At 67.9% G+C, this 23716-nt stretch carries 20 protein-coding genes; 7 read left to right on the top strand and 13 right to left on the bottom strand.

Going from position 1 to position 23716, the window contains the following annotated elements; genetic code table 11:
- Positions 1 to 305: 305 nt before the first annotated feature.
- From AC1RDS_RS19440 to AC1RDS_RS19420, 5 genes are read right to left on the bottom strand one after another with little or no spacing between them, the layout of a single operon-like run.
- A complete protein-coding gene (locus AC1RDS_RS19440; protein WP_287880105.1) occupies positions 306 to 941 on the bottom strand; it encodes a 3'-5' exonuclease in 636 nt (211 codons plus the stop codon).
- The gene (locus AC1RDS_RS19435) at positions 938 to 2758 is read right to left on the bottom strand and encodes a DUF294 nucleotidyltransferase-like domain-containing protein (protein WP_348682757.1); all 1821 of its coding nucleotides are present in this window, start codon (positions 2756 to 2758) and stop codon (positions 938 to 940) included. Before AC1RDS_RS19435 ends, AC1RDS_RS19440 begins: the two co-directional genes overlap by 4 nt.
- A 43-nt stretch (positions 2759 to 2801) precedes the next feature.
- The gene (locus AC1RDS_RS19430) at positions 2802 to 3443 is read right to left on the bottom strand and encodes a 2-hydroxychromene-2-carboxylate isomerase (RefSeq protein WP_287880101.1); all 642 of its coding nucleotides are present in this window, start codon (positions 3441 to 3443) and stop codon (positions 2802 to 2804) included.
- Complete coding sequence (locus AC1RDS_RS19425) at positions 3440 to 3715, bottom strand: DUF1289 domain-containing protein (RefSeq protein ID WP_092701523.1); 276 nt, start codon at positions 3713 to 3715, stop codon at positions 3440 to 3442. Before AC1RDS_RS19425 ends, AC1RDS_RS19430 begins: the two co-directional genes overlap by 4 nt.
- A complete protein-coding gene (locus AC1RDS_RS19420; RefSeq protein WP_092701520.1) occupies positions 3712 to 4200 on the bottom strand; it encodes a YbaK/EbsC family protein in 489 nt (162 codons plus the stop codon). The genes AC1RDS_RS19425 and AC1RDS_RS19420 overlap by 4 nt, the downstream gene beginning before the upstream one ends.
- A gap of 110 nt (positions 4201 to 4310) precedes the next feature.
- On the opposite strand from AC1RDS_RS19420, the gene AC1RDS_RS19415 reads away from it, so the two are divergent.
- Positions 4311 to 6032 carry a diguanylate cyclase domain-containing protein gene (locus tag AC1RDS_RS19415; protein WP_348682756.1) on the top strand — a complete coding sequence of 574 codons (1722 nt, stop codon included), beginning with the start codon at positions 4311 to 4313 and terminating at the stop codon, positions 6030 to 6032.
- A gap of 302 nt (positions 6033 to 6334) precedes the next feature.
- Here the strand turns inward: AC1RDS_RS19415 and AC1RDS_RS19410 are convergent, their stop codons facing one another.
- Positions 6335 to 7243 carry a hydroxymethylglutaryl-CoA lyase gene (locus AC1RDS_RS19410; protein ID WP_092701514.1) on the bottom strand — a complete coding sequence of 303 codons (909 nt, stop codon included), beginning with the start codon at positions 7241 to 7243 and terminating at the stop codon, positions 6335 to 6337.
- Between the two features lie 100 nt (positions 7244 to 7343).
- Positions 7344 to 8261 (bottom strand): LysR family transcriptional regulator, encoded by a 918-nt coding sequence (locus tag AC1RDS_RS19405; RefSeq protein ID WP_092701511.1) that lies wholly within the window; start codon positions 8259 to 8261, stop codon positions 7344 to 7346.
- A 110-nt stretch (positions 8262 to 8371) separates the two neighbouring features.
- Between AC1RDS_RS19405 and AC1RDS_RS19400 the strand changes: the two genes are divergently transcribed.
- The 3 genes from AC1RDS_RS19400 to AC1RDS_RS19390 all read left to right on the top strand — a co-directional run bounded on the left by AC1RDS_RS19400 (position 8372) and on the right by AC1RDS_RS19390 (position 11303).
- Positions 8372 to 9355, top strand: coding sequence for a 3-hydroxyacyl-CoA dehydrogenase family protein (locus AC1RDS_RS19400; protein WP_092701508.1), 984 nt, complete (start codon positions 8372 to 8374; stop codon positions 9353 to 9355).
- Entirely contained in the window at positions 9352 to 10200 is an 849-nt protein-coding gene (locus AC1RDS_RS19395; RefSeq protein ID WP_287880090.1) for a beta-keto acid cleavage family enzyme, read from the top strand. Before AC1RDS_RS19400 ends, AC1RDS_RS19395 begins: the two co-directional genes overlap by 4 nt.
- Positions 10201 to 10274: 74 nt before the next feature.
- Positions 10275 to 11303: a Bug family tripartite tricarboxylate transporter substrate binding protein gene (locus tag AC1RDS_RS19390; protein ID WP_287880087.1), complete on the top strand. Its 1029-nt coding sequence runs from the start codon at positions 10275 to 10277 to the stop codon at positions 11301 to 11303.
- Between the two features lie 25 nt (positions 11304 to 11328).
- Here the strand turns inward: AC1RDS_RS19390 and AC1RDS_RS19385 are convergent, their stop codons facing one another.
- The 6 genes from AC1RDS_RS19385 to AC1RDS_RS19360 all read right to left on the bottom strand — a co-directional run bounded on the left by AC1RDS_RS19385 (position 11329) and on the right by AC1RDS_RS19360 (position 19207).
- Positions 11329 to 12249: a 2-hydroxyacid dehydrogenase gene (locus tag AC1RDS_RS19385; RefSeq protein WP_092700384.1), complete on the bottom strand. Its 921-nt coding sequence runs from the start codon at positions 12247 to 12249 to the stop codon at positions 11329 to 11331.
- A 63-nt stretch (positions 12250 to 12312) separates the two neighbouring features.
- Positions 12313 to 14340 (bottom strand): acetyl-CoA carboxylase biotin carboxylase subunit, encoded by a 2028-nt coding sequence (locus AC1RDS_RS19380; protein WP_092700381.1) that lies wholly within the window; start codon positions 14338 to 14340, stop codon positions 12313 to 12315.
- Between the two features lie 2 nt (positions 14341 to 14342).
- The gene (locus AC1RDS_RS19375) at positions 14343 to 15062 is read right to left on the bottom strand and encodes a DUF4126 domain-containing protein (RefSeq protein WP_092700378.1); all 720 of its coding nucleotides are present in this window, start codon (positions 15060 to 15062) and stop codon (positions 14343 to 14345) included.
- Between the two features lie 26 nt (positions 15063 to 15088).
- The gene (locus tag AC1RDS_RS19370) at positions 15089 to 15871 is read right to left on the bottom strand and encodes an enoyl-CoA hydratase/isomerase family protein (protein ID WP_092700375.1); all 783 of its coding nucleotides are present in this window, start codon (positions 15869 to 15871) and stop codon (positions 15089 to 15091) included.
- A gap of 16 nt (positions 15872 to 15887) precedes the next feature.
- The gene (locus AC1RDS_RS19365; protein WP_092700371.1) at positions 15888 to 17492 is read right to left on the bottom strand and encodes a carboxyl transferase domain-containing protein; all 1605 of its coding nucleotides are present in this window, start codon (positions 17490 to 17492) and stop codon (positions 15888 to 15890) included.
- Entirely contained in the window at positions 17489 to 19207 is a 1719-nt protein-coding gene (locus tag AC1RDS_RS19360) for an AMP-binding protein (RefSeq protein ID WP_287880076.1), read from the bottom strand. The genes AC1RDS_RS19365 and AC1RDS_RS19360 overlap by 4 nt, the downstream gene beginning before the upstream one ends.
- Before the next feature lie 136 nt (positions 19208 to 19343).
- On the opposite strand from AC1RDS_RS19360, the gene AC1RDS_RS19355 reads away from it, so the two are divergent.
- The 3 genes from AC1RDS_RS19355 (at position 19344) to AC1RDS_RS19345 (ending at position 23413) form a co-directional block, all read left to right on the top strand.
- Positions 19344 to 20402, top strand: a complete 1059-nt coding sequence (locus AC1RDS_RS19355) for an AraC family transcriptional regulator (protein WP_348682548.1) — start codon at positions 19344 to 19346, stop codon at positions 20400 to 20402.
- A 488-nt stretch (positions 20403 to 20890) separates the two neighbouring features.
- A complete protein-coding gene (locus AC1RDS_RS19350; RefSeq protein WP_092700362.1) occupies positions 20891 to 21256 on the top strand; it encodes a hypothetical protein in 366 nt (121 codons plus the stop codon).
- An 81-nt stretch (positions 21257 to 21337) separates the two neighbouring features.
- Positions 21338 to 23413: a TonB-dependent receptor domain-containing protein gene (locus AC1RDS_RS19345; protein ID WP_425285671.1), complete on the top strand. Its 2076-nt coding sequence runs from the start codon at positions 21338 to 21340 to the stop codon at positions 23411 to 23413.
- Positions 23414 to 23716: the final 303 nt, after the last annotated feature.

Below are 23716 nucleotides of genomic sequence, written 5' to 3'. Positions count from 1 at the left end.
GCGAGCCGTAGGCTCGGTGAATTGGGGCTCTGACCCCAAAAACCCGTCGCAGACAGCAGGGTCGCCTTTTCTTTGCTCACTTTCTTTTGGCGAAGCAAAAGAAAGTGAGGCGCCCGCCGGGGCGAGACCCGGCCCCCGCACTCAACACAAGCACCCCGCCAAAACCCACGAACAAGCCAAGGCTTCGACAAGCTCAGCCCGAACGGCCGGGGAAAAATCTGCTGTCAAAAACAATAGCTACCCGCGCTTGATACATAAGCGCCATAGGCAAATACGCCAAACAACGCCATATCGCCAAAATCGACTCACCCCCCACGCAACTGCCGCAGCTTGATGAAAGCCAACGCCGCCATCACCGCATCATTGAGCGCGTCGTGCGCATCGCGCCGGGGCAATCCCAGATCGTCCATCAACGTTGCAAAACGCAGGTCGATGTCGGCGTTGGCCTGCTGCTGGTAGGGCGGCAGCTGCCGGAACTTGTGCTCGTAGTACAGCGCCGACACCTCGATCTTGGGCTGCGGCAGGCCCATGCCCAACAGGGGCCACAGGGCGCGGTTGAGCATGGCCACGTCGAATTCGAGAAAGTAACCCACCAGGGGCCGGCTGCCGATGAAGTGCAGCAGCCGGTGCAGGGCCTCCTGGAGGGGCAGGCCCTGGGCCACGTCGGCACTGCGCAGGCGGTGGATGCGCACGCTGTCGGCCGGCACGCCTTTATCGGGGCGCACCAGCAGCTCCAGCCGCTCGCTGGTCAGGATGCGGTTGCCGGCGATGCGCACGGCGCCGATGGCGATGATTTCATCGCTGCGCCGGTTCAGCCCCGTGGTTTCGCAGTCCAGCGCCACCCACTCATCGGGCGGTGGCGGATCGAACAGGAAGGCATAGGCCGGGTCGGCCAGGTGGTACTGCAACCAGGCGCGCCGCAAGCGTGCGAACGGGTTCACAGCACGTCCAGCTTCAGGCGCTGGTGCAGCAACAGCTTGAAGCGCTTGACCACCGCCAGCGCGTCCTTGAGCAGGTCGCGCTCCAGGCTGCTCAGGCGCTCGGGATCGACGTTGCCGGTGACCGGGCGCCCGGTGTCGAGCTCGGCCAGGCCGGCCTGCAGGCGCAGGCCCATCAGGAAGTGCAGGCTCTGCACCAGCGCATCGCCCAGCGCCGCGTCGATCACGCCGGCCTCCGCCAGCGCGGCGATGCGCTCGGCCGTACCGGTGGCGGCCACGCGCCGGGCCAGGGCCAGGCTGCGCACGCCGTGCACGATGGGGAAGATGCCCGCTTTCTTGAGGCTGATGGCACGGCCTTCGTCGCTCAGGCCGAACAGGCGGCTCCACCATCCGGCGGGGCCACCGAAGTTGTCCACCGCCGCGGCAAAGCGGGCCAGCATGGCATCGTTGTCGGTGGCCAGCGCCATCACGCGCTCACGCACGGTGGCCAGCAGCGTGGCATCGCCCGCCACCGCATGCGCATCCAGGAAGATGGCCAGCTGCATCAGGCTGTCGCCCTCGGGCTGCAGCAGCCACTGGCGCACGCGCTGGCTGAAGGCACTGACCGTGCCGCGCCAGTCGGGGTTGCTGACCATGATGCGGCCGGGGCACTCGGGGTAGCCGAAGCTGGCCAGCACCTCGGAAAAGCGCTGGCAGATGGCGTCGAGGCCGGGCGGCGCGGTGTAGCCGTCGCGCAGCACCAGGCCGTTGTCCTGGTCGGTCTTGAGCAGCTGCTCGCCGCGCCCCTCGCTGCCCATGACGAACAGGCAGCTGTTGGCCACCAGGTCGGCTGGCGCCACCATGTGCCAGGCGCGCTCGAACAGCCGGGCGTTGAGCTGCTGCACCAGCCGGGCCATCAGGCCGATGCGCGTGCCGCCACGGTACAGCGCCGCGATCAGCCGCGTGATCTGCGCCGCCGCCTGCGCCAGCGCCGGCAGGTCCTGTGCATGCTCGATCTGCACCGTGATCAGGTGCGAGTGGTTGGCCAGGAAGCTGAACAGGTCCAGCGCCTCCAGGATGCCGCGCACCTGGCCGTCGTCCTCCACCACCACCAGACGGTGCACGCGGCGGCGCAGCATGAGGGCCATGGCATCGCCCAGCGGGTCCGATGGCCGCACGGTGACCACCGGGCTGCTGGCCAGCGCACCCACCGCCAGCTGGGCCAGTGGGCGGCCATCGAGGATGGCGCGCTGCAGGCTGGTGTTGGTGAAGATGCCCAGCGCCCCGCCGGGCAGGCCCGTGACCAGCACGCTGGTGGTGCGCTGGGACTGGAACAGCCGCACCACCGAGACGATGTCGGTGGCGGCATCCACGGTGTGCGCCGGGCGCAGGAAGGCCTGGTCCACGCGCGCCAGGGTGAGCGACTGGCGCTCGTGCTGGTCGGCCCGCTGCGCCAGTGCGCTGAGCTTCTGGCCCAGGTCGGAAAACAGCAGCGCGCCAAAGGTGGTGTTGCGCGCGATGAGTTCGTTGACCGCCGCGCGCGCGAGCTGGTAGGCCACCACCTCCTCGGCGGCCACAAAGCGGCTGCCCACGCGCCCGGTCATCAGGCCACAGCCGTCAAAGCAGTCGTCCGGGCCGTAGGTGGCCAGCACCTCGTCGCCCTCGGTCTGGGTGACATGGCCCTTGATGATCACGAACAGGTGCGTGGGTGCCACGCCCACGTCCAGCACCACGGCACCCTCGGGGAAGTAGGCGATGTCCACGCTGGCGCGCACCAGGCGCTGCTCGTCCAGGCTCAGGCAGTCGAAGGGCGAGGCGTTGAAGTTGAAGGCATTGGGCATGGTCGGGCGATGCGTGGGCCGTGCGGTTGAACGGCCACTCCATTCAACCCGGCAGGCCTTGCGCCACGCTTGCAGCGGCGTCCCAGTCGCGCTCGAACCAGCAGTCGCCTTCGAGGCAGGCGCGCAGCATGGGCAGGCTGTCATAGCCCCAGAAGACCTTGCCATCGACCTCGAAGGCCGGCACGCCGAACACGCCGCGCGCGGTGGCGGCCTCGGTGTTGCTGCGCAGCAGCGCCTTGGCGCGTGCGCCGTCGTCATCACCGGGCTTGCGCTGCGGCTCCAGCGCGGCCGCCAGTTCCGTGAGCCGCTGTGCATCCAGCGCCTCGTGCCCGCCCTGCCAGACATGGCGAAACACGGTGCCCGTGACAAAGCGGTTGATGCGGCCGTCCTCGCTGCAGGCCAGGGCCTGGCGCAGCAGCGGCAGCGGGTTGAACGGGTGGCGCGCCGGCATCGCCAGCGGCACGCCGATCGAATGGCCCAGCCAGACGGCATGGCGGTAGGTCCAGGCGCGCTTGGGCACAATGCCGGCCGGCCCCGGGTTGCCATGTTGCTGGAGCAGCGCGCCCAGCAGCACGGGCCGGTATTCCACGCTGTGGCTCAGGCCCTCCAGCACCTCGGGCAGGCGCTCGAAGGCCAGCCAGGCGTAGGGCGAGACAAAGTCCAGGTAGAACGTGATGTGCTTCATGGCAGCTCCTTGGCCACGCCTTCCGGGGGAAAGGGGATGCCGGCGCGCTGCGCCAGCCGCGCCCAGATGGCCAGGCGCTCGGCGCTGTCGGCCTGCGCCCAGGCGCGGATTTCGGGGATGGTGCGAAAGCATCCTTCGCAACGGCTGCGGTCTTCGGTCATGCGGCACACCGAAATGCAGGGCGAAGGGACCACCTCCTCGGACCCCGCATCAAAATAGCCCGCAGTGCTTAACAGATGTGCGCGAGCAGCTATTGCTTCTGCAGTACTCATGCCCCCACCTCTTGGGCCACGTCCACCACCGGGGCGCCGGTCAGGCGCTGCAGATCCGAGGGGTGCAAGGGGAACACGCCGTGCGGGTGCCCGGCCGCCGCCCACACCACGTCAAAGCGCAGCAGGTCCTGGTCGATCAGCGTGACCGGCGGCGTGGCATGCGCGATGGGCGACACGCCACCAATCGAGAAGCCCGTGCGCTCCTTCACAAACGCGGCATCCGCCCGGCCGACCTTGCCCACGTGGGCCTCGACCTTCTGCTCATCCACGCGCCGGTCGCCCGAGGTGATGACCAGCACCGCCGCATCGTCGCTCTTGCGCCGGAAGATGATGCTCTTGGCCACCTGCCCCACCAGAATGCCCAGCACATCGGCCGCCTGCTGCGCGGTGCGCGCGGCGTCGTCGAGCATGCGGGGCATGTGGGGGTGGCCCGCGGCCTGCAGTGCGGCGGCCACGCGTTGGGTGCTTTCAGGAAAATCGGTCATGACAGGCAAGGCAGTGCGCGCGCCGCGTGACAGGTGCAGCCAGAGGGCACACACCGCCGGAACGCAGCGTACACACGGTTACAGTGTGAAACTTGTTCCCTCCATTGTCCATGAAGCTGCTCCGCGCCTGCCTGCTCCTGTGCTTCCTCGTTGCCAAGCTGGCCGTGGCCGGGGCCGCGCCCATCGTCCTGGATGACCACCCGCAAGGGCTGGCGCTGCAGGAGACCGGCCAGCTGCTGTGGCTCACGGATGACAGCGGTACGCTGACACTGGACGAGGTGCGGCAACCCGCCCACGCCAGCCGCTTTCAGCCCGCTCCGCCCACGCAACGGCACGACGACAGCGCCCAGCCCCACTGGTTCAAGGTGGTGCTGGAGCAACGCGCCGAAACCGGCGACTGGGTGCTGGCCACACAGACCACGGCGCTCAAGGACGTGCGCTTTCATGGCCCCTTCGACGCCACCGGCCGGGCGCTGGCGCCGCCGGTGCACACCGGCCTGTCGCAGCCGTTCGCCACCCGGCCCCTGGGCAGCGAGCGCTATGTGATGCGCCTGCAACTGCCCGGCCCGGGCGTGTACACCGTCTATGTCCGGCTGCTGGGCGAAACGGCCCCCAGCCTGGGCCTGTCGGTCTGGGACACCGCCGAATACCTGCAGTGGCGCCAGCACAAGCGGCTGTTCGACGGCATCTGCTACGGCATCCTGATCGCGCTGCTGGTCTACAACCTCGTGCTCGCAGGCATCTTCCGCGACGCCACCTACGGCTTCTACATCGGCCAGTGCGCCTTTGCGCTGCTGACGCTGGCCAGCTTCAACGGCCACGCGGCGCACTACCTCTGGGGCCACTGGCCCTGGTGGCAGGAGCGCGGTCACGTGGTGCTGCCCAGCCTGTGGCTGCTGTTCGGCGCGCTGTTCGCGCGCAGCTTTCTCGACACGCGGCGGGTGCCATGGCTGGACCGTTTGTTGCTGACCTGGGGCCTGCTGGCGGCATCGGTGGCCGTACTGGGTCTGCTGGGCCGGTTCGACGCCGCCCAGACTGCCAACGAGATCGTCGCCAGTGCGGGCGCCCTGCTCGCCACGGTGGCGGCCGTCATCATCCTGCGGCGCGGCTTCATCCCCGCGCAGTGGTATCTGGGTGGCCAGGTGCTGCTGTTCCTGTCGGTGCTGGGGGTGGTGCTGGTCAACTGGAGGGTGATCGATGCACCGTTCCTGCTGGCCAACGGCCTGCAGATCGGCGTGGCGGCCGAGCTGGTGGTGTTCGCCATCGCGCTGAGCCAGCGCATCAATGGCCTGCGCACGTCCCAGACCGCGCTGCGCCTGCATGCCGCCCACCTGGCACAGGCCGCCGCCACCGACCCGCTGACCGGCCTGGCCAACCGCACCGGTCTGGCGCACGGCGCAACGCCGGTGCTGGCCGATGGCGCTGCGCACGCCCTGATGCTGCTCGATCTGGACCGCTTCAAACCGATCAACGACACGCACGGCCACGATGCGGGCGACGCAGTGCTGCGCGCCGTGGCCACGCGCCTGCAGGCCCAGTTCCGCGCCGACGACATCGTGGCCCGGCTGGGGGGCGACGAATTCGTGGTCCTGCTCGCAGATCCCTTGCCCGACGAACAGTTGGAGGTGCTGGCCCGCCGCGTGGACAGCGCGGTGCGCCAGCCGGTGGATTTCCAGGGCCAGGCACTCACCGTGGGTGCCAGTACGGGCATCGCCCGCAGTCCGCAGGATGGCCGCACACTGACCGAACTGATACGCTGCGCCGACCAGGCCATGTACCAGGCCAAGCAGACCGGCAGCGGACATGCCTTCTGGAGCCAGGCGACGAGCTGAGAACCTGTTGACGATCTCGCAGGGGATCGCGTTGGAGCGCAATCGGGAGGAGTGGATGCTTCGGGTGCGCCGCATGGGCTGGTGCCCATGCAAGCAGCCGGGGCGGCCTTGTCGCCCGATTTCGCTCCAACCCTTGGGGCAGCGGTCTTTGCGGGCGGTCTGCGGCGTTGCGGCGCTTGTGGATAGCCGGGCTATCCACTGCGCACCGCGCCTTGCGCCCCCTCCCGCAAAGGCCGCTGCGCGACCCCTGGGAGATCGTGAACAGGCTCTCAGAACCTGGAGCGGGGATGCGCCCCGGCGCGTCAGTGCTTGCGCCGGGTGAGCAGGGCCACGGCCACACGCGAATTGGGCTTGCGGCCCAGAAAATCGCTGATGTAGGCCCCTGCATCGATGAGCAGGTCCAGGTCGATGCCTGTCTCGATGCCCATGCCTTGCAGCATGTAGACCACGTCTTCGGTGGCCACGTTGCCGGTGGCGCCCTTGGCATAGGGGCAGCCGCCCAGCCCGGCCACGGACGACTGGAAGTTCCACACGCCCAGCTCCAGCGCGGCCAGCGTGTTGGACAGTGCCTGGCCGTAGGTGTCGTGGAAGTGGCCCGACACCTCGTCGATGCCAAAGTGCTGCAGCGTGGCCTCCAGCGCCTTCTGCACCTTGCGCGGCGTGCCCACGCCGATGGTGTCGGCCACGTCCACGCGCTGCACGCCAATGCCCTGGAGCAGGCCGGCCAGGTAGGCCACGCGTTCGGGGGCAATATCGCCTTCGTAGGGGCAGCCCACGGTGCAGCTCATGGCGCCGCGCACGCGGATACCGGCGGCCAGCGCGGCCTCCACCACGGGCGCAAAACGCTCGATGCTCTCGGCGATGCTGCAGTTGATGTTGCGCTGGCTGAAGGCCTCGCTGGCCGAGCCGAAGACCACGATCTCGTCGGGCCGGTCCAGCACCGCCGACTCAAAGCCCTTGAGGTTGGGCGTGAGCACCGAATACGCCACGCCCCTCTGGCGCGTGATGCCGCTCATCACCTCGTGGTTGTCTGCCATCTGCGGCACCCATTTGGGCGACACGTAGCTGGTGACCTCGATCTCTTTCAGGCCCGCCTGTTGCAGGCGGTGCACCAGCTCGATCTTCACGGCGGCGGGCACCGGGGTCTTTTCGTTCTGCAGGCCATCGCGGGGGCCAACGTCGATGAGGCGGACGCGGGAAGGAATGCTCATGGGGGCTACCAGGTGAAGAGGTCAGTGGAGGCTTGATTGTCCGGCGTGCGCGCCGCCAGGGCCACCCCATATCCTGCCAGACCACTCACGGGACGTGCCATCAGCCGCCCGGCGTGCCGGCGCCTTCCACCTCTTGCCGCAGCAGGGCCACCATCTCCTGCGCTGCCAGCGACAAGGGGCGCCCGCGCAGCGTGATCAGCCCGATGGGCCGGTGCAGCACGGGTGCCTTGAGCGGGCGCGTGACCACCTCGGGCCGGCGCACCACCTGGGCGGCCAGCTCGGGCAGCGCACTCACGCCCAGTCCCGCCGCCACCATGGCCGCGATGGTGGCCAGGTGCTCCACCTCATAGCGCGGCGCAAAGCGGATGCGGTGGGTCAGCAAGGCCTCTTCCGCATACTGCCGCACGCTGGTACCTGCGGGCATGGAGATGTGCGGCAGCTCCGCCACGTCCGCCCACGCAACGGCGCTGCGGCCCCGGGCCAGCGGGTGCGCGCGCCCCATGAGCAGCACGAAGCGGTCGGACACCAGCGGGGTGTAGTCCAGGTCGGCATAGGCGGGGTTGGCAGCGGTGAGGGCAAAGTCCACCCGCCCGGCCCGCACCATGTCAAACGCCGGGCCGGCCAGGCTGTCGAACAGCTCCAGCTGCACGCCAGGGTGCAGCGCCGCAAACCGGGCAAACGCGCGCGGCACGGCTCCGGCTGCCAGCGACGGCAGCGCCGCCAGCGCAATGCGGCCCACCTGCAGCTGCGCCACCTCCTGCACGCGGCGCACGGTCTGCTCCATCTGGTGGCGCAGAAACCGCGCCTGCTCGGCAAACACCTCGCCCGCCAGCGTGAGCTGCACGGTGCGCGTGGTGCGCTCGAACAGGCGCACGTCCAGCATTGCTTCAAGCCGCGCCACCGTGCCCGACACGGCCGACTGCGACAGGTGCATCTGCAAGGCCGTGCGCCGAAAGCTCAGCGTCTCGGCCAGCGACAGGAACACATCCACCTCGCGGGCAGACCAATTAATCTTCATAGCCGATCAGTCTATCGAAAAAGACGTCTGGACCGCGCAATGCAGGCCGCCTAGACTGAACTGAACGCTCGCATACCGCTTGAGCAGCTTGAAAACGACAAGGAGACACGATGGAGAACAGTTCGCCGCGCAAGGCACGCACCGTGGTGGTGGGTGGAGGCACCATGGGGGCCGATGTGGCCGTGGTCCTGGCCCGGGGCGGCGCGCAGGTGACGGTGGTGGATCCCCACGCTGCACGCCGCGACCATCTGCTGCCCCACATTGCCCAGGAGCTGGCCGCTGCAGGCCAGACCACCCATGCCGGCCCGGTGCAGGTGTGCGCCAGCCTGCAGGAGGTGGACTGGACGGGCGTGGTGCTGGTGGTGGAATGCATCACCGAGCAGCTGGCCGCCAAGCAGCAACTGTTTGCCGAGCTGGAAGCCGTGGCGCCCCCCAACGCCGTGCTGGCAAGCAACAGCTCGGGCTTTCCCATCAGCGCCATTGCCCAGGGGCTGGCCACGGCGCAGCGCATGCTGGGCCTGCACTTTTTCATGCCCGCCCACCTGGTGCCGTTGGTGGAGGTGGTGCTGGGCGAGCGCAGCGACCCGGCGCTGGGCCAGTGGCTGCATGCCTTCATGCGCGGCTGCGGCAGCGTACCGGTGCTGGTCAAGAAAGACAAGCCGGGCTTTCTGGCCAACCGCATGCAGCATGCGCTCTCGCGCGAGGCCTTTGCACTCATCGACGAAGGCATTGCCTCGCCGGAGGACGTGGACGCCGCCGTGCGCTTTGGCTTTGGTTTTCGCTTCCTGGCGGCCGGGCCGGTGCTGCAGCGCGACCACGCGGGCATCGAGATCCACACCGCTGCTGCCGCCACCATGTACCCCACGCTGTCGAACACCGACGTGCCCGCCCAGGCGCTGCGCGACAAGGTGGCCCAGGGCCATCTGGGCATGAAGACCGGCAAAGGCTTCTTTGACTGGCCCGAGGACCGCAAGCAGGCCGAGCGCACGCGCTACGACGCGCTGCTGCGCCAGGGCCTGGCCCTGCTGGCCAGCGAGCTGCCCGCCATCGAGCCCCCCACTGATACCCCATCGACCACCGGAGCCCGCGCATGAGTGCATCGCCAACCACCCCCAGCCAGTGGGCCGACCCGCTGATCGTGACCGTGGCGCCCAACGGCGCCTACAAACAGCCCGCCGACCACCCGGCCGTGCCCATCACGCCTGCCACGCTGGCCACCAGTGCCAAGGCCTGCCTGGACGCAGGCTCGGCCATGCTGCACATGCACATCCGCGACGCCCAAGGCCGCCACAGCCTCGATGTGGAGGGCTACCGAGAAGCCCAGCGTGTGGTGCGCCAGGCCGTGGGCGATGCCATGGTCATCCAGATCACCAGCGAAGCCGCGGGCGTTTACCAGGCCCCGGAGCAGATCGCCATGGTTGAAGCCCTGCAGCCCGAGGCCGTGTCCATCGGCCTGCGCGAAATCGACAAGCCCGAGATCGGCGAAGCCGGGCTGCAACGCTTCTTCACCGGCCTGGCCCAGCGCCGCACCATGGTGCAGGTCATCCTGTACGACGTGGCCGACCTGCGGCGCTGGCAGGCCTTGCGCGCCAGCGGCGTGGTGCCCGATGCGCCGTGGTTCCTGCTGTTCGTGCTGGGCCGCTACAGCGCAGGGCAGACCTCCAGCCCGCGCGACCTGCTGCCCTTTCTGAACGCCCACGACGGCAACGAGCCCTGGGCCGTGTGCGCCTTTGGCGCCGCAGAAAACGCCTGCGTGGCCGCCGCCGCCGTATTTGGGGGCCATGCCCGCGTGGGGTTTGAGAACAACCTGCTGTGCAAGGACGGCAGCGTTGCGCCCGACAACGCCGCACTGGTGCGCCAGGCGGTAGAAGCGGCTCAGGCACTGGGTCGCCCGCTGGCCTCCGCAGCCGACATTCGGCAGCGCTTTGGTGCGCCCTGAGAGCCCCCTTTCACGTCAGCCATCGACATCAACCCGCAGCAGACGGGCTTTATCCATCCCCACAGGAGACAGACATGCACCACCGCCCCATTTCTTCGTCCACACCCCGCACCACGCGCCGCGCCGTGCTGCACGCAGCCTTGGGCATTCCCCTGGCCCTGGGCCTGGCGGGCCAGGCCGCCGCACAGACGGCCGCTACCGCGTTCCCGAGCAAGACCATCCGCTTTGTGGTGCCCTACCCGCCCGGCGGCCCCACCGACCTGATGGCCCGCATGCTGCAACCCGAACTGCAAAGCCGCCTGGGCGTGCCCGTGGTGGTGGACAACAAAGGCGGCGCCGGCGGTAACACCGGCAGCGCCGAGGTGGCCAAGCAGGCACCGGCCGATGGCCACACGCTGCTGCTGGCCGCCAGCGGCCCGATGGCGGTGAACCCCTCGCTCTACGCGAGCATGCCGTTCAACCCGCTGACCGATCTGGCGCCAGTGATCCAGCTGTCGGCCTTTCCGCTGGTGCTGGAAGTGCACCCCTCGCTGGGCGTCAAAACCCTGGCCGAATTTCTGGCGCTGGCCAAGGCGGGCAAGCCGGTGCTGAGCTTTGCGTCGGCCGGCAACGGCACACCGCAGCACCTGGCGGGCGAGCTGTTCAACACCATGGCAGGCGTGAAGATGGGACACATCCCCTACCGGGGCGCAGGCCCGGCGCTCAACGACCTGATCGGCGGGCAGGTGAATGTGATGTTCGACATCGTCGGCAGCTCGCTGCCCCACATCCAGGCGGGCAAGCTGATCCCGCTGGCCGTCACATCGAGCGAGCGTGCCAAGGTGCTGCCCAACGTGCCCACGATGGCCGAGGCCGGCATTGCAGGTTACCAGATCACGGGCTGGCATGGCATTGCGGTGCGCGCAGGCACCCCGCAGGCCGCCATCGACAAACTCAATGCCACGGTCAATGCGATCTTCAAGGAGCCCGCATTCCGCGCCAAATGGGAAGCCATTGGCACGCCCGTGGTGGGGGGCGCGGCGGCAGACTTTGGCGCGCTGATCAAGGCCGACGCGCAGCGCCTGGGCAAGCTGGTGCGCGATGCAGGCGTGACGGTGGATTGAAAACCGCGCGGCGGGGTGCCCTGGCTCAGTAGCCGCGCGCGGGGTTGACAATGCCTGCCACGGCCTCGCCCCGCTCCAGCGCCGCCATCTTGCACGCGATCTGGGCGATGCTTTCATCGCGCAATGTGCGCGCCGAGGTGTGCGGCGTGACGGTGATGCGGGGGTGCGTCCAGAACGGGTGGCCGGCGGGCAGCGGCTCGGTGCGGAACACATCCAGCGTGGCGCCCGCCACCTGGCCGCTGTCGATGGCGGCCAGCAAATCCTCGTCCACCAGATGCGCTCCGCGCGCCACGTTGATGACGTAGGCGCCGGGCTGCAGCCGGGCCAGCGTGTCCTTGTTGATCACGTCGGTGGTGTCGGGCGTGAGGGGCAGGAGGTTGACCAACACGCGGCTGGCGGCCAGAAAATCGTTGAACTGCTCAGCGCCCGTGAAGGCCCGCACACCCTCGATGGCCTTCGGGCTGCGGCTCCAGCCGTTGATCGGAAAGTCAAACTGCGCCAGCGCCTTGGCCACGCGCTCGCCCAGCACGCCCAGGCCCATCACGCCGACGGGAAAATCGCTGCGCAGGCGGGGCTTGCGATAGCCCCAGCGGCCCGCCTGGGTGTCGGCCTCGTAGCCGTCGAACTCGCGGAAATGGCGGATGACCGCGTGGCACACATACTCGGCCATCTGCACGGCCATGCCCGCGTCGTCCAGGCGCACCACCAGCGCATCAGGAGGCAGGCGCAGCTTGAGCAGGGCATCCACGCCCGCGCCGATGTTGAACAGCGCTTTGAGGCCCGTCTGCTCGTCCATGAACTGCTGGGGCGGCGCCCAGACCACGGCGTAGTCGGCCTGCGGCGCGCCAGGTTGCCACACGGAGATGTCAGCGCCGGGCAGCGCGGCGGCCAGCCCCTGAAGCCAGGGCTCGGCCTTGGTATCGGTACAGCAAAAGGTGATTTTCATGGCGCCCAAGGGTAACGGCATTGCACCCTGCGCGCTGTCACGCACGGGGTGCCCCGATGGGGCTTACGCCTTCTCGGCCACCACCAGCTTGAGCAGCTCTGCCCCTTCGGTCACCTGGTCGCCGGGTGCGTACAGCAGCTCCTGCACCACGCCATCGGCGGGTGCCGCGATGGTGTGCTCCATCTTCATGGCTTCCATCACCGCCAGCGGCTGGCCCTTCGTCACGGCATCGCCCGCCTGCACGGCAAACGACACCACCTTGCCGGGCATGGGGGCCGTGAGGCGCCCGCCCTCGGCCGCTGCCTCGCCCGAATGGGCTAGCAGGTCGATGGCGGTGATCTGCGTGGCGCCCAGCGGGGTGAAGACATGGTCCACCTCGCCCTGCGCATACACGGCGGCGCGCGTGCGCTGGCCGGCAAATTGCAGCTCTACGCCTTGCGCGCCGGCATTGAACGCCAGCGGGCCCGCCACCTGCGCAGCGCCTTCGCCCACGGCCAGATGCAGGCGGCCGCCACGCTCATAGGTCAGCCAGGCCTTGGCGTGCTCGCCACCAAACTCGAACTCAAAGCGGCGCTGCACCACGCCGTGCGTGTGGAAACCATCGCGGCGGCTGAACGGGTCCACGCCTTCGCTGGCGCGCTCGCGCAGCAGGGTTTGCACCACGGCAGCCGCAGCGGCCAGCGGCAGGCCGACGGGCTCCTGGTGGAACAGCACGGCCTGCTCGCGCGGGATGAGCGCGGTGTCGAGCTGGGCCTTGGCAAACGACGCGGTGCGCGCCACGCGGCGCAGGAACTGCACATTGGTCGCCAGGCCCACGATGTGGGTCTGCGCCAGGGCCTCATCGAGCCGCGCCAGCGCCTGTTCGCGCGTGTCGCCGTGCACGATGAGCTTGGCCACCATGGAGTCGTAGAACGGGCTGATGGTGTCGCCCTCGCGCACACCGTCGTCCACACGCACATCGGCGCGCGCAAAGCTGCTGTGCGCCGGCTTGCGGTACACGTGGAGCGTGCCCGTAGCGGGCAGGAACTGGTTGTCAGGGTTCTCGGCGCAGATGCGCGCCTCGATGGCGTGGCCAGTGATGCGCAACTGGTCTTGCTGCAGCGGCAGGGGTTCGCCGGACGCGACGCGCAGCTGCCACTCCACCAGGTCCAGGCCGGTGATCGCCTCGGTCACCGGGTGCTCCACCTGCAGGCGGGTGTTCATTTCCATGAAGTAGAACTTCATCTGCTCGGGGTGCTCGTAGCCGCCGGGTTGCTCGACGATGAACTCCACCGTGCCCGCGCCCACGTAGTGCACGGCGCGCGCGGCGGCCACGGCGGCTTCGCCCATGCGGGCGCGCAATTCGGCGGTCATGCCGGGGGCGGGCGCTTCTTCCAGCACCTTCTGGTGGCGGCGCTGCACCGAGCAGTCGCGCTCGAACAAATAAACGCAATTGCCATGCGTGTCGCCAAACACCTGAATTTCGATGTGGCGCGGGCGCTGCACGTATTTCTCGATCAGCACCGCATCGTCGCCAAAGCTGTTGATGGCTTCGCGCTTGCAGGAGTCGAGCGCCGCCGCAAAGTCCTCGGCCTTGTCCACCGCACGCATGCCCTTGCCACCGCCACCGGCGCTGGCCTTGATGAGCACGGGGTAGCCAATGCGGTCGGCCTCGGCCTGCAGCAGGGCGCGGTCCTGGCTGGCGCCGTGGTAGCCGGGCACCAGGGGCACCTGGGCCTGCTCCATCAGGCGTTTGGACTCGGCCTTCAGGCCCATGGCATTGATGGCGCTGGCAGGCGGGCCGATGAAGACCAGGCCGGCATCGGCGCAGGCCTGGGCGAAGTTTTCGTTCTCGCTCAGGAAGCCGTAACCGGGGTGGATGGCTTGCGCACCAGTGGCTTTGGCGGCCGCCAGAATGACTTCCCAGCGCAGGTAGCTTTCCTTGGGCGCGCTGCCACCAATGTGCACTGCCTCGTCGCAGGCGGCCACATGCTTGGCGCTAGCGTCGGCATCGGAATACACCGCCACGGTTTTCACACCCAGGCGGCGGGCGGTGGCGGCAACTCGGCAGGCAATCTCGCCACGGTTTGCAATGAGGATCTTGTTGAACATGTTTAAGCCACCTTGGCTGAGCCAGAAAAGAAAGAGGAAAGGCGCCGCACCACGGCGTGCAGAAACTTGAACAGCACCACCAGCAGCAGCACCGAAGCGATCACCATCACCACCAGCGCGATGCCGAACGCCACCGGGTACTGCGTGGCCAGCCACACCACGGCCACCACCAGGCCGTCTTCAAAGAACGACAAGCCCCAGTTGGAAAAAGGCTCGGGCGAGGTGTTGGCCGCCGCGCGCGTGGTCATCTTGGTGGCCAGCGCCGTGGCCGAGAGCGAGCCGCCCAGCAGCCCCGCCGCAATCGCCATGGTGGCGTTGTCGGCGCCAAACACACCAAAGGCCAGTGCCGCCCCCGCGGGCACGCGGATGAAGGCGTGCACAGCGTCCCAGGCACTGTCCAGCCAGGGCACCTTGTCGGCAAAGAACTCCACCAGCAGCATGAAGCCGCTGACCATCAGCACCACCGGGTGCTGCAGCATGGCCAGACCGGGCGGCAGGGGCATCCAGCCCAGCAGACCCATCATGCCGACCAGGAACACCACGGCATACAACCGGAACCCGCTGGCCCAGCCCAGCGCGGCGGCGAGCGCCAGCAGGCTGGGCATGTCGAGCCGCGCAGTGGCCGTGGCCGCCGCGTCGCCCACGGCCCGCGCGGTACCGCCATCGACATGCAGCCCCAGCGTGTGGAGCCACTGCACGATGTGGAGCCAGAGGGTGTCCATGATGGTGGTCGCTCGGTACGGGCAATTCAGGCAAGCAGCCAGGATGGCTTGCGCTTGTGGAGGAACGACTGCACGCCCTCCTTGCCCTCGTCGCTTGCGCGAATGTCGGCAATGCCTTCCACCGTGGCGGCGATCAGGCTGGCGTTGATTTCGCGCTCGGCCACCTCCATGACGAGCTGCTTGCACACGCGCACGGCATGGGGGCTGGCGCTGGTCAAGGCCTTGAGCAGTTCGTCCACCTTGGCATCGAGCTGATCAAGCGCCACCACCTCGTGCACAAAGCCGATGCGCAGCGCCTCGGCAGCGCCAAAGCGTTCGGCCGTGAGGAAGTAGCGGTGCGCCGCGCGTGCACCCATGGCGCGGATCACATAGGGGCTGATGGTGGCCGGGATGAGGCCCAGCTTCACCTCGCTGAGGCAAAAGCCCGCCGTGTCCACCGCTACCGCCATGTCGCAGGCGGCCACCAGGCCCATGCCGCCGGCATACACATCGCCCTGCACGCGCGCGATCGTGGGCTTGGGGCACTCGTAGATCACGCGCAGCATTTCTGCGAGCTTGCCCGCGTCGGCAATGTTCTCGTCACGCGTGTAGTCGGCCATGCGGCGCATCCAGTTGAGGTTGGCACCGGCGCAAAAGGCCGGGCCCTCGGCGGCCAGCACCACGGCGCGCACGTCAGCGCGTGCGCCCACCTCGGTGAAGGCGGCAGTGATTTCGGCGATCACCTCGTCGCTGAAAGCGTTGCGCACCTCGGGCTGGGTCAGGGTGATGGTGGCGCGGTAGCCGTCGTAGCGGATAGAAAGGGCAGACATTGGTATTGCCTCCGGCTTACATGCGGAACAGGCCGAACTTCGTATCCTCGATCGGCGCATTGCGCGTGGCCGCAAGGCCCAGCGCCAGCACGCGGCGCGTGTCGGCGGGGTCGATCACGCCGTCGTCCCACAGGCGGGCCGTGGCGTAGTAGGGATGGCCCTGGTCTTCGTACTGGCGGCGGATGGGGGCCTTGAAGGCTTCTTCTTCCTCCATGCTCCACTGCCCCCCCTTGCCCTCGATGCCGTCGCGCTTGACGGTGGCCAGCACGCCGGCCGCCTGCTCGCCACCCATCACGCTGATGCGCGCGTTGGGCCACATCCACAGGAAGCGGGGCGAGTACGCCCGGCCGCACATGCCGTAGTTGCCCGCGCCAAAGCTGCCGCCGATGATGATGGTGAACTTGGGCACGCTGGCCGTGGCCACGGCCGTGACCATCTTGGCGCCGTTGCGGGCGATGCCTTCGTTCTCGTACTTGCGGCCGACCATGAAGCCGGTGATGTTCTGCAAAAACACCAGCGGGATCTTGCGCTGGCAGCACAGTTCGATGAAATGCGTGGCCTTCAGGGCCGACTCGCTGAACAGAATGCCGTTGTTGGCGATGATGCCGACCGCCATGCCCTCGATGCGCGCAAAGCCTGTGACCAGCGTGGTGCCGTAGCGCGCCTTGAACTCATCGAACTCGCTGCCATCGACGATGCGGGCAATGATCTCACGCACATCGAAGGGCTTGCGCGTGTCCACGGGGATCACGCCATACAGTTCTTCTGCTGCAAATACAGGAGCCACTGGCGCTTTATCGGCAGGTGCTGGAGCCTTGTTCTTATTCAGGTTTTGCACGGCGTTGCGCGCCAGCTGCAATGCATGCATGTCGTTTTGCGCCAGATGGTCGGCCACGCCCGACAGGCGCGTGTGCACGTCGCCGCCGCCCAGGTCTTCGGCGCTCACCACCTCGCCCGTGGCGGCCTTCACCAGCGGCGGGCCGCCCAGGAAGATGGTGCCCTGGTTCTTCACGATGATGGACTCGTCGCTCATGGCGGGTACGTAGGCGCCACCGGCCGTGCAGCTGCCCATGACCACCGCAATCTGCGAGATGCCCATGGCGCTCATGTTGGCCTGGTTGAAGAAGATGCGGCCGAAGTGGTCGCGATCCGGGAAGACCTCGTCCTGGTTGGGCAGGTTGGCTCCGCCCGAATCCACCAGGTAGATGCAGGGCAGGTGGTTCTGCTGCGCCACTTCCTGCGCGCGCAGGTGCTTCTTGACGGTGAGCGGGTAGTAGGTGCCGCCCTTCACCGTGGCGTCGTTGCACACGATCATGCAGTCCACGCCACTCACACGGCCGATGCCCGCGATCAGACCCGCGCCGGGGGCGTCGTTGTTGTACATGTTGAGCGCTGCCAGCGGCGCCAGTTCGAGGAACGGCGTGCCCGGGTCCAGCAGCATCTGCACACGCTCGCGCGGCAGCAGCTTGCCCCGGGCCACATGCTTGGCGCGCGCGGCGTCACCGCCACCCTGGGCGACCTTGTCGAGCTGGGCACGCAGGTCATCGACGAAGGCGTGCATGGCGGCGGCATTGGCCTGGAAATCGGCCGAGCGCGGATTGAGTTGGGATTCGAGAATCATGCGGTTTTGCCTTCCTGTAAACCGAGCTCGTCCTTCATGGTGTCTCGGATTTTGAATTTCTGGATCTTGCCGGTCACTGTCATCGGAAAGCCGGTGACGAAACGGATGTAGCGCGGCACCTTGTAATGCGCGATCTGGCCCTTGCAGAAGGCGCGGATGTCGTCCTCGGTGGGGCGGGTGCCGGGCTTGGCGATGATCCAGGCGCACAGCTCCTCGCCGTATTTTTCGTCGGGCACGCCCACCACCTGCACGTCCTGCACCTGCGGGTGGCGGTACAAAAATTCCTCGATCTCGCGCGGGTACAGGTTCTCGCCGCCGCGGATCACCATGTCCTTGATGCGGCCAACGATGTTCACGTAGCCCTCGGCGTCCATCGTGGCCAGGTCGCCCGTGTGCATCCAGCCGCCTTCGTCGATGGCCTCACGGGTCTTGGCCTCGTCGCCCCAGTAGCCATGCATCACCGAATAGCCCTTGGTGCACAGCTCGCCGCGCTCACCGCGCGGCACGACAGCGCCGGTCTCGGGATCGACGATCTTCACCTCCAGGTGCGACTGCACGCGGCCCACGGTGGACACGCGCTTTTCCAAAGGCGTGTCGGCGTCGCTCTGGCAGCTCACGGGGCTGGTCTCGGTCATGCCATAGGCAATGGTGACCTCGGACATGTGCATGTCGGCCTGCACGCGCTTCATGACCTCGATCGGGCAGGGGCTGCCGGCCATGATGCCGGTGCGCAGGCTGGACAGGTCGAACTCGGCAAAGCGCGGATGGTCCAGCTCGGCGATGAACATGGTGGGCACGCCATGCAGGCCGGTGCAGCGCTCGGCCTGTACCGTCTCCAGCACCAGCAAAGGGTCGAAGCCGTCGCTCGGATAGACGATGGTGCTGCCATGCGTGATGCAGGCCAGGTTGCCCAGCACCATGCCAAAGCAGTGGTACAGCGGCACGGGAATGCACAGCCGGTCGGCGGGCGTGAGCTTCATGCACTCGCCGATGAAGAAACCGTTGTTCAGGATGTTGCGGTGCGTCAGCGTAGCGCCCTTGGGAAACCCCGTGGTGCCGCTGGTGAACTGGATGTTGATCGGGTCAGTGTTCTTCAGCGCGGCGCCAATGGCATCGATACGTGCGTCGCCCGCATTGCCGCGTGCCATCAGTGCTGAAAAACGCAGCATGCCGGGCTGCTCCTCGCCCAGCCCTGCCACATCGATCCACACCACCGTGCGCAGCGTGGGCAGACGCTTGGCGGCCAGCAGGCCCGGCCGGCACAGCGACAGCTCGGGGGCCAGCTCACGCAACATGCCCAGATAGTCGCTGGTCTTGAAGCTGGGCATGGTGACCAGCGCCTTGCAATCCACCTTGTTCAGCGCGTACTCCACCTCGACCGTTCGATAGGCCGGGTTGATGTTCACAAGGATCAGACCCACCTGCGCCGTGGCCAGCTGCATGAGCACCCATTCGGCGTTGTTGTGCGACCAGATGCCGACGCGGTCACCCTTGTCCAGCCCCAGGCCCAGCAACGCACTGGCCAGTTGGCGCGCCGCCTGGTGCAGCTCGGCGTAGGTGTAACGCAGGCCCTGGTGGCGGCTGACCAACGCCTCCCGCGTGGGCTGGCGCCCTGCCATGGTGGCAAAGAAGTCGCCCAGCGTCTGCTCGATCAAGGGGCTGTCGGTGGCGCCGCGCGCGTGACTGGGCGCGGCCGCCGGGTTGGCGAGGTCCATGTGTCGTCTCCTGGCTGCCGGCAGGGGGAACCCACCGCTGACATCGACCCACAGCATACGCCGCGTGCTGTCGCCGGAGTGACCGCCGTGGGTCAGAATGGTTGCAAATCACGCCACACAGAGACAAACTTTACCCATGTCCAGCGCCGCCTCCAGACCGCCCCACGCACGTACCTCGACGGCTGCCACGCCCATGGCTTTCGTGCAAGCCATCGTGCGCGCCTACGCAGTGCGTGGCATGGACCCGGCAGCGGTGCTGGCCCAGGCGCAAATCACGCCAGAACAAGCCGCCGACCCCACAGACCGCATCACCGCCAGGCAGATGGAGCTGCTGTCCGCCGGTGCCATGCGCGAGCTGGACGACGAGGCGCTGGGCTGGTTCTCGCGTCGCCTGCCCTGGGGCAGCTACGGACTGCTGGCGCGCGCCTCGCTGAGTGCACCCACGCTGGGCCTGGCGCTGGCGCGCTGGTGCCGCCACCATGCGCTGCTGACCAATGACATCGTGCTGCGCCTGGATACCGAGGGCAACCGCGCCCGACTGGCCATTCACGAGCACCGCGACCTGGGCGACCTGCGTGAGTTCTGCCTGGTGACCACGCTGCGCAACGCGCTGGGCGTGTGCAGCTGGTTCATCGACTCGCGCCTGCCCGTGCTGGCGGCCGAATTCCCATTCCCCGCGCCGGCACATGCCCCCGCCTACGCCGTGCTGTTCAGCGGCCCCACGCATTTCGGCGCGTCGCACGCGACCGTACATTTCGACGCGCGCTACCTGGCGCTGCCGCTCGCCCGTGACGAGGCAGCCATGCAGCACATGCTGCAGAACGCGTTGCCGCTCATCGTGCACCAGTACCGGCGCGACCGCCTGCTGGTACAGAGCGTGCGCCAGCTGCTGGCCAGCGCGCCCGACACCGCGCACAACGCCACCACGGTGGCCAGCCAGCTGCATGTCTCCACGCGCACCCTGCACCGCCAGCTGCAGGAGGAAGGCACGTCGCTGCAGGCTCTCAAGGACGAGGTGCGCAAGCGCCGCGCCATCGAACTGCTGCACCGCTCCAACCGCCCCATCAAACAGGTGGCCGAGGCGGTGGGCTTTGCCAGCGAGAAGAGCTTCATGCGCGCCTTCAAGGGCTGGACGGGCGCATCGCCCACCGAGTTCCGGCAGCAGGCCGCGCGGCTCGGCAACCGGCAACCGTAGCGGCCGGCCGCTCCGTCTTGCGCCGGATCAAGGCTCTAAGAGCCTGTTCACGATCTCGCAGGGGATCGCGTTGGAGCGCAATCGGGATGAGTGGATGCTTCGGGTGCGCCGCATGGGCTTGTGCCCATGCAAGCGGCCGGGGCGGCCTTGTCGCCCGATTTCGCTCCAACCCATCGGGCAGTGGTCTTTGCGGGCGGTCTGCGGCGTTGCGGCGCTTGTGGATAGCCGGGCTATCCACTGCACACCGCGCCTTGCATCCCATCGCGCAAAGACCGCTGCGCGACCCCTGGGAGATCGTGAACAGGCTCTCAGAGCCCGCCTCCCGCGGCGGCGTCACAAACCTGCACACCACTGACCCAATCTGGAACACCCGGGCGATGGGTTGTGACAGGAAACCCATCCACCCCCAGGCAAACGGGTTGGCACGAAGCTTGATTACTCCCCGAACAGCCGAACCATCCACTGCGGCCCACCTCCAGGAAACTCAAATGGACATGTTCGACCCCGAGCGCTTCAACCTCGACCTTGCGCATCCCTATCGCCAGAAGTACGACAACTTCATCGGCGGCAAGTGGGTGGCGCCGGCCGTCGCCCACGCCGCGCAGGCCGACCACCTGTACCCCGCGCGCCCGGCCTTCGACGGCTACAAGAAGTCGGGCATCGGCCGCGAGAACCGCAAGCAGGCGCTGTCGAACTACCAGCCAACCAAGAACCTGCCGGTAAGTTACAACCCAAAGGCGCTGGCTTCTTCTAAACCGTCCGCCACCCGGCCCCAGCCCGTCGCTGAGGGCCGGGTTTTTCTTGGCAGGGCGTGGGGGGACGATTGCAGTCCTGCTTCTCGTTCATCGCAATAAAGCGAGGGATCTTCCATGCATGTCGTCCGTCTCTGCCTCTGCGCCGGCTGGCCCCTGCGCCTGTCCACCGTGGCCAGCCTGATGGCGCTGGCCCAGGGTGCTGCCGCCCAAACCGGTGCCGCGGCGCCCCCTGCCCTGCCCGATGTCACCGTGCGCAGCACGCTGGTGCAGTCGCCCCTGGACTACACGCCGGCCGCAGTCACCATCGTCGATGGCGACCGGCTGCGGGACCGCCAGTGGCAAGTCAACCTGTCCGAAGGCTTGTCCGGCACACCCGGGCTGCTGCTGCAGAACCGCCAGAACTACGCGCAGGACCTGCAGCTGTCGATACGCGGCCACGGCGCGCGCTCCACGTTCGGCGTGCGCGGCGTGCAGATCTTTGTGGATGGCATCCCCTCCACCATGCCCGACGGCCAGGGCCAGACCAGCAACATCGACCTGCAGTCGGTCGAACGCATCGAGGTGCTGCGCGGGCCCTACTCCGCGCTGTACGGCAATGCCTCGGGTGGTGTCATCAACGCCTACACCGAGCGCGGCGAGGGTCGCCCGCGCGTGGACAGCAGCTTCGCCATGGGCAGCAATGGGCAGAAGCGCCTGGGCCTCAAGGCCCAGGGCGAGCAGGGCGGCGTGGGCTACGTGGTCAGCGCCAGCCGCTTCCTGACCGATGGCTTTCGCCCCCAGAGCGCAGCCGACAAGAACCAGTTCAACGCCCGCCTGGACACGGACCCCGGCGACAGCAGCCACCTGATGCTGGTGGCCAACCATGTGAACGTGGATGCGCAGGACCCCGGCGGCGTCACCCCGGCCGACTGGCGGGCCAACCCGCGCGCCACCGCGCAGGGGCCGCTGGACTTCAACACGCGCAAGAACATGCGCCAGACCCAGGTCGGCCTGGCCTACGACTTCCGTGTGGACGCCGCCAACGCGCTGCGCCTCATGGTCTATGCCGGCCAGCGCCACATCACCCAGTACCAGTCCACCCCGGTGGCCGCGCAAAAACCCGCCACCAGCGCCGGCGGCGTGATCGACCTGGGTCGCGACTACGGCGGCATGGATCTGCGCTGGGCGCATGACGCGCAGCTCGCGGATGCCCCCCTGAACCTGGTGCTGGGCCTGGCCGCCAACGTGGTGGAGGAAGACCGCCAGGGCTACAACAACTTCCTGGGCAAGCAGCTGGGGGTGATGGGCGCGCTGCGCCGCGACGAGCGCAACACGCTGAACAACGCCGACCCCTACCTGCAGGCCAGCTGGGCCTTTGCACCGCGCTGGAAGCTCGATGCCGGCCTGCGCTGGAGCAATGTGAAGTTCGTCTCGCGCGACCATTACATCGTCCCCGGCAATGGCGACGACAGCGGCAGCACGCGCTTCCGGCGCTGGCTGCCCATGCTGTCGCTGCAGCATGCGCTGAATGCCGCCACCCAGGTCTATGCCTCGGTCGGCGGCGGCATGGAAACGCCCACGTTCAACGAGATCTCCTACCGCCCCGGCGGCCTGCCTGGCCTGAACTTCGGCCTGCAACCCGCCACCTCCACCAGCGCCGAGATCGGCCTGCGCCAGCGCATCGCCGGCGATGTGCTGCGCGGCCAATGGACGGCGGCGCTGTTCCACACCGACACCAAGAACGAAATCGTCGCCGCCGACAACACCGGCGGGCGCGCCACCTACCGCAATGCCGGGCGCACGCGCCGCCAGGGTGCGGAACTGGCCACCCAGCTGCAGCTGGCGCGCCAGTGGCAGCTCAATGCGGCGCTCACCGTGCTGGACGCCAAGCTGCGCGACGGCATCTGCGACAGCAAGGGCAGCTGCGTGCCCGCGGGCAAGCGCATTGCCGGCACGGCCCGCACCCAGGCCGCCATCGGACTGGACTGGCGCCCCCACGACGACTGGCGCATAGGCGCCGACTGGCGGCACGTCAGCGCCATTGCCGCCAACGACAGCAACAGCGCCCAGGCCCCGGGCTACGGCGTGCTGGCCCTCAGCACGGGCTACACCCGGCAGTGGGGCCCATGGAAGCTCAATGCCTTCGCGCGCATCGACAACCTGGCCGACAAGAAATACGTCGGCTCCGTCATCGTGAACGAGGGCAATGGCCGCTACTACGAGGCCGCGCCCGGGCGGCAATGGATGGCGGGCATGAGCCTGGGCTACCAGTTCTGACCCATCCCGATCGCGGTTACGGCTCTCTTTTTCATAGTCTCCAGCGCTTTTTACACAAGGGCTGGAGGCTATTTTTCCTTGTATCGACAAGGGCCGCAGAGACGACACCCTCCGCAAGGGCAGGGCCGCGCAGCCATGGCGCCACCCCACCACTGGCAAACTTCTTGCTTTCCATAGGGGACATTGCCAGTTGTCAAGCATTCACATGCCCAGGACAATTTGCGGCCATGCCAATGCAAATGCCTGCGCGCATGCCTGGCGAACAGTGCGATACAACAAAGCTTCCGGGCCAACAGATGTCCC

The organism is Acidovorax sp. GW823-FHT02H02, from assembly GCF_058797075.1.
This window is presented reverse-complemented; position numbering and strand designations above follow the sequence as displayed.

What these genes read in the sequence shown, in the direction of transcription:
- AC1RDS_RS19435 (WP_348682757.1), bottom strand. Translation starts at nt 2,758, where the DNA reads ATGCCCAATGCCTTCAACTTCAACGCCTCGCCCTTCGACTGCCTGAGC.
- AC1RDS_RS19430 (WP_287880101.1), bottom strand. Translation starts at nt 3,443, where the DNA reads ATGAAGCACATCACGTTCTACCTGGACTTTGTCTCGCCCTACGCCTGG.
- AC1RDS_RS19425 (WP_092701523.1), bottom strand. Translation starts at nt 3,715, where the DNA reads ATGAGTACTGCAGAAGCAATAGCTGCTCGCGCACATCTGTTAAGCACT.
- AC1RDS_RS19420 (WP_092701520.1), bottom strand. Translation starts at nt 4,200, where the DNA reads ATGACCGATTTTCCTGAAAGCACCCAACGCGTGGCCGCCGCACTGCAG.
- AC1RDS_RS19415 (WP_348682756.1), top strand. Translation starts at nt 4,311, where the DNA reads ATGAAGCTGCTCCGCGCCTGCCTGCTCCTGTGCTTCCTCGTTGCCAAG.
- AC1RDS_RS19410 (WP_092701514.1), bottom strand. Translation starts at nt 7,243, where the DNA reads ATGAGCATTCCTTCCCGCGTCCGCCTCATCGACGTTGGCCCCCGCGAT.
- AC1RDS_RS19405 (WP_092701511.1), bottom strand. Translation starts at nt 8,261, where the DNA reads ATGAAGATTAATTGGTCTGCCCGCGAGGTGGATGTGTTCCTGTCGCTG.
- AC1RDS_RS19400 (WP_092701508.1), top strand. Translation starts at nt 8,372, where the DNA reads ATGGAGAACAGTTCGCCGCGCAAGGCACGCACCGTGGTGGTGGGTGGA.
- AC1RDS_RS19395 (WP_287880090.1), top strand. Translation starts at nt 9,352, where the DNA reads ATGAGTGCATCGCCAACCACCCCCAGCCAGTGGGCCGACCCGCTGATC.
- AC1RDS_RS19390 (WP_287880087.1), top strand. Translation starts at nt 10,275, where the DNA reads ATGCACCACCGCCCCATTTCTTCGTCCACACCCCGCACCACGCGCCGC.
- AC1RDS_RS19385 (WP_092700384.1), bottom strand. Translation starts at nt 12,249, where the DNA reads ATGAAAATCACCTTTTGCTGTACCGATACCAAGGCCGAGCCCTGGCTT.
- AC1RDS_RS19380 (WP_092700381.1), bottom strand. Translation starts at nt 14,340, where the DNA reads ATGTTCAACAAGATCCTCATTGCAAACCGTGGCGAGATTGCCTGCCGA.
- AC1RDS_RS19375 (WP_092700378.1), bottom strand. Translation starts at nt 15,062, where the DNA reads ATGGACACCCTCTGGCTCCACATCGTGCAGTGGCTCCACACGCTGGGG.
- AC1RDS_RS19370 (WP_092700375.1), bottom strand. Translation starts at nt 15,871, where the DNA reads ATGTCTGCCCTTTCTATCCGCTACGACGGCTACCGCGCCACCATCACC.
- AC1RDS_RS19365 (WP_092700371.1), bottom strand. Translation starts at nt 17,492, where the DNA reads ATGATTCTCGAATCCCAACTCAATCCGCGCTCGGCCGATTTCCAGGCC.
- AC1RDS_RS19360 (WP_287880076.1), bottom strand. Translation starts at nt 19,207, where the DNA reads ATGGACCTCGCCAACCCGGCGGCCGCGCCCAGTCACGCGCGCGGCGCC.
- AC1RDS_RS19355 (WP_348682548.1), top strand. Translation starts at nt 19,344, where the DNA reads ATGTCCAGCGCCGCCTCCAGACCGCCCCACGCACGTACCTCGACGGCT.
- AC1RDS_RS19350 (WP_092700362.1), top strand. Translation starts at nt 20,891, where the DNA reads ATGGACATGTTCGACCCCGAGCGCTTCAACCTCGACCTTGCGCATCCC.
- AC1RDS_RS19345 (WP_425285671.1), top strand. Translation starts at nt 21,338, where the DNA reads ATGGCGCTGGCCCAGGGTGCTGCCGCCCAAACCGGTGCCGCGGCGCCC.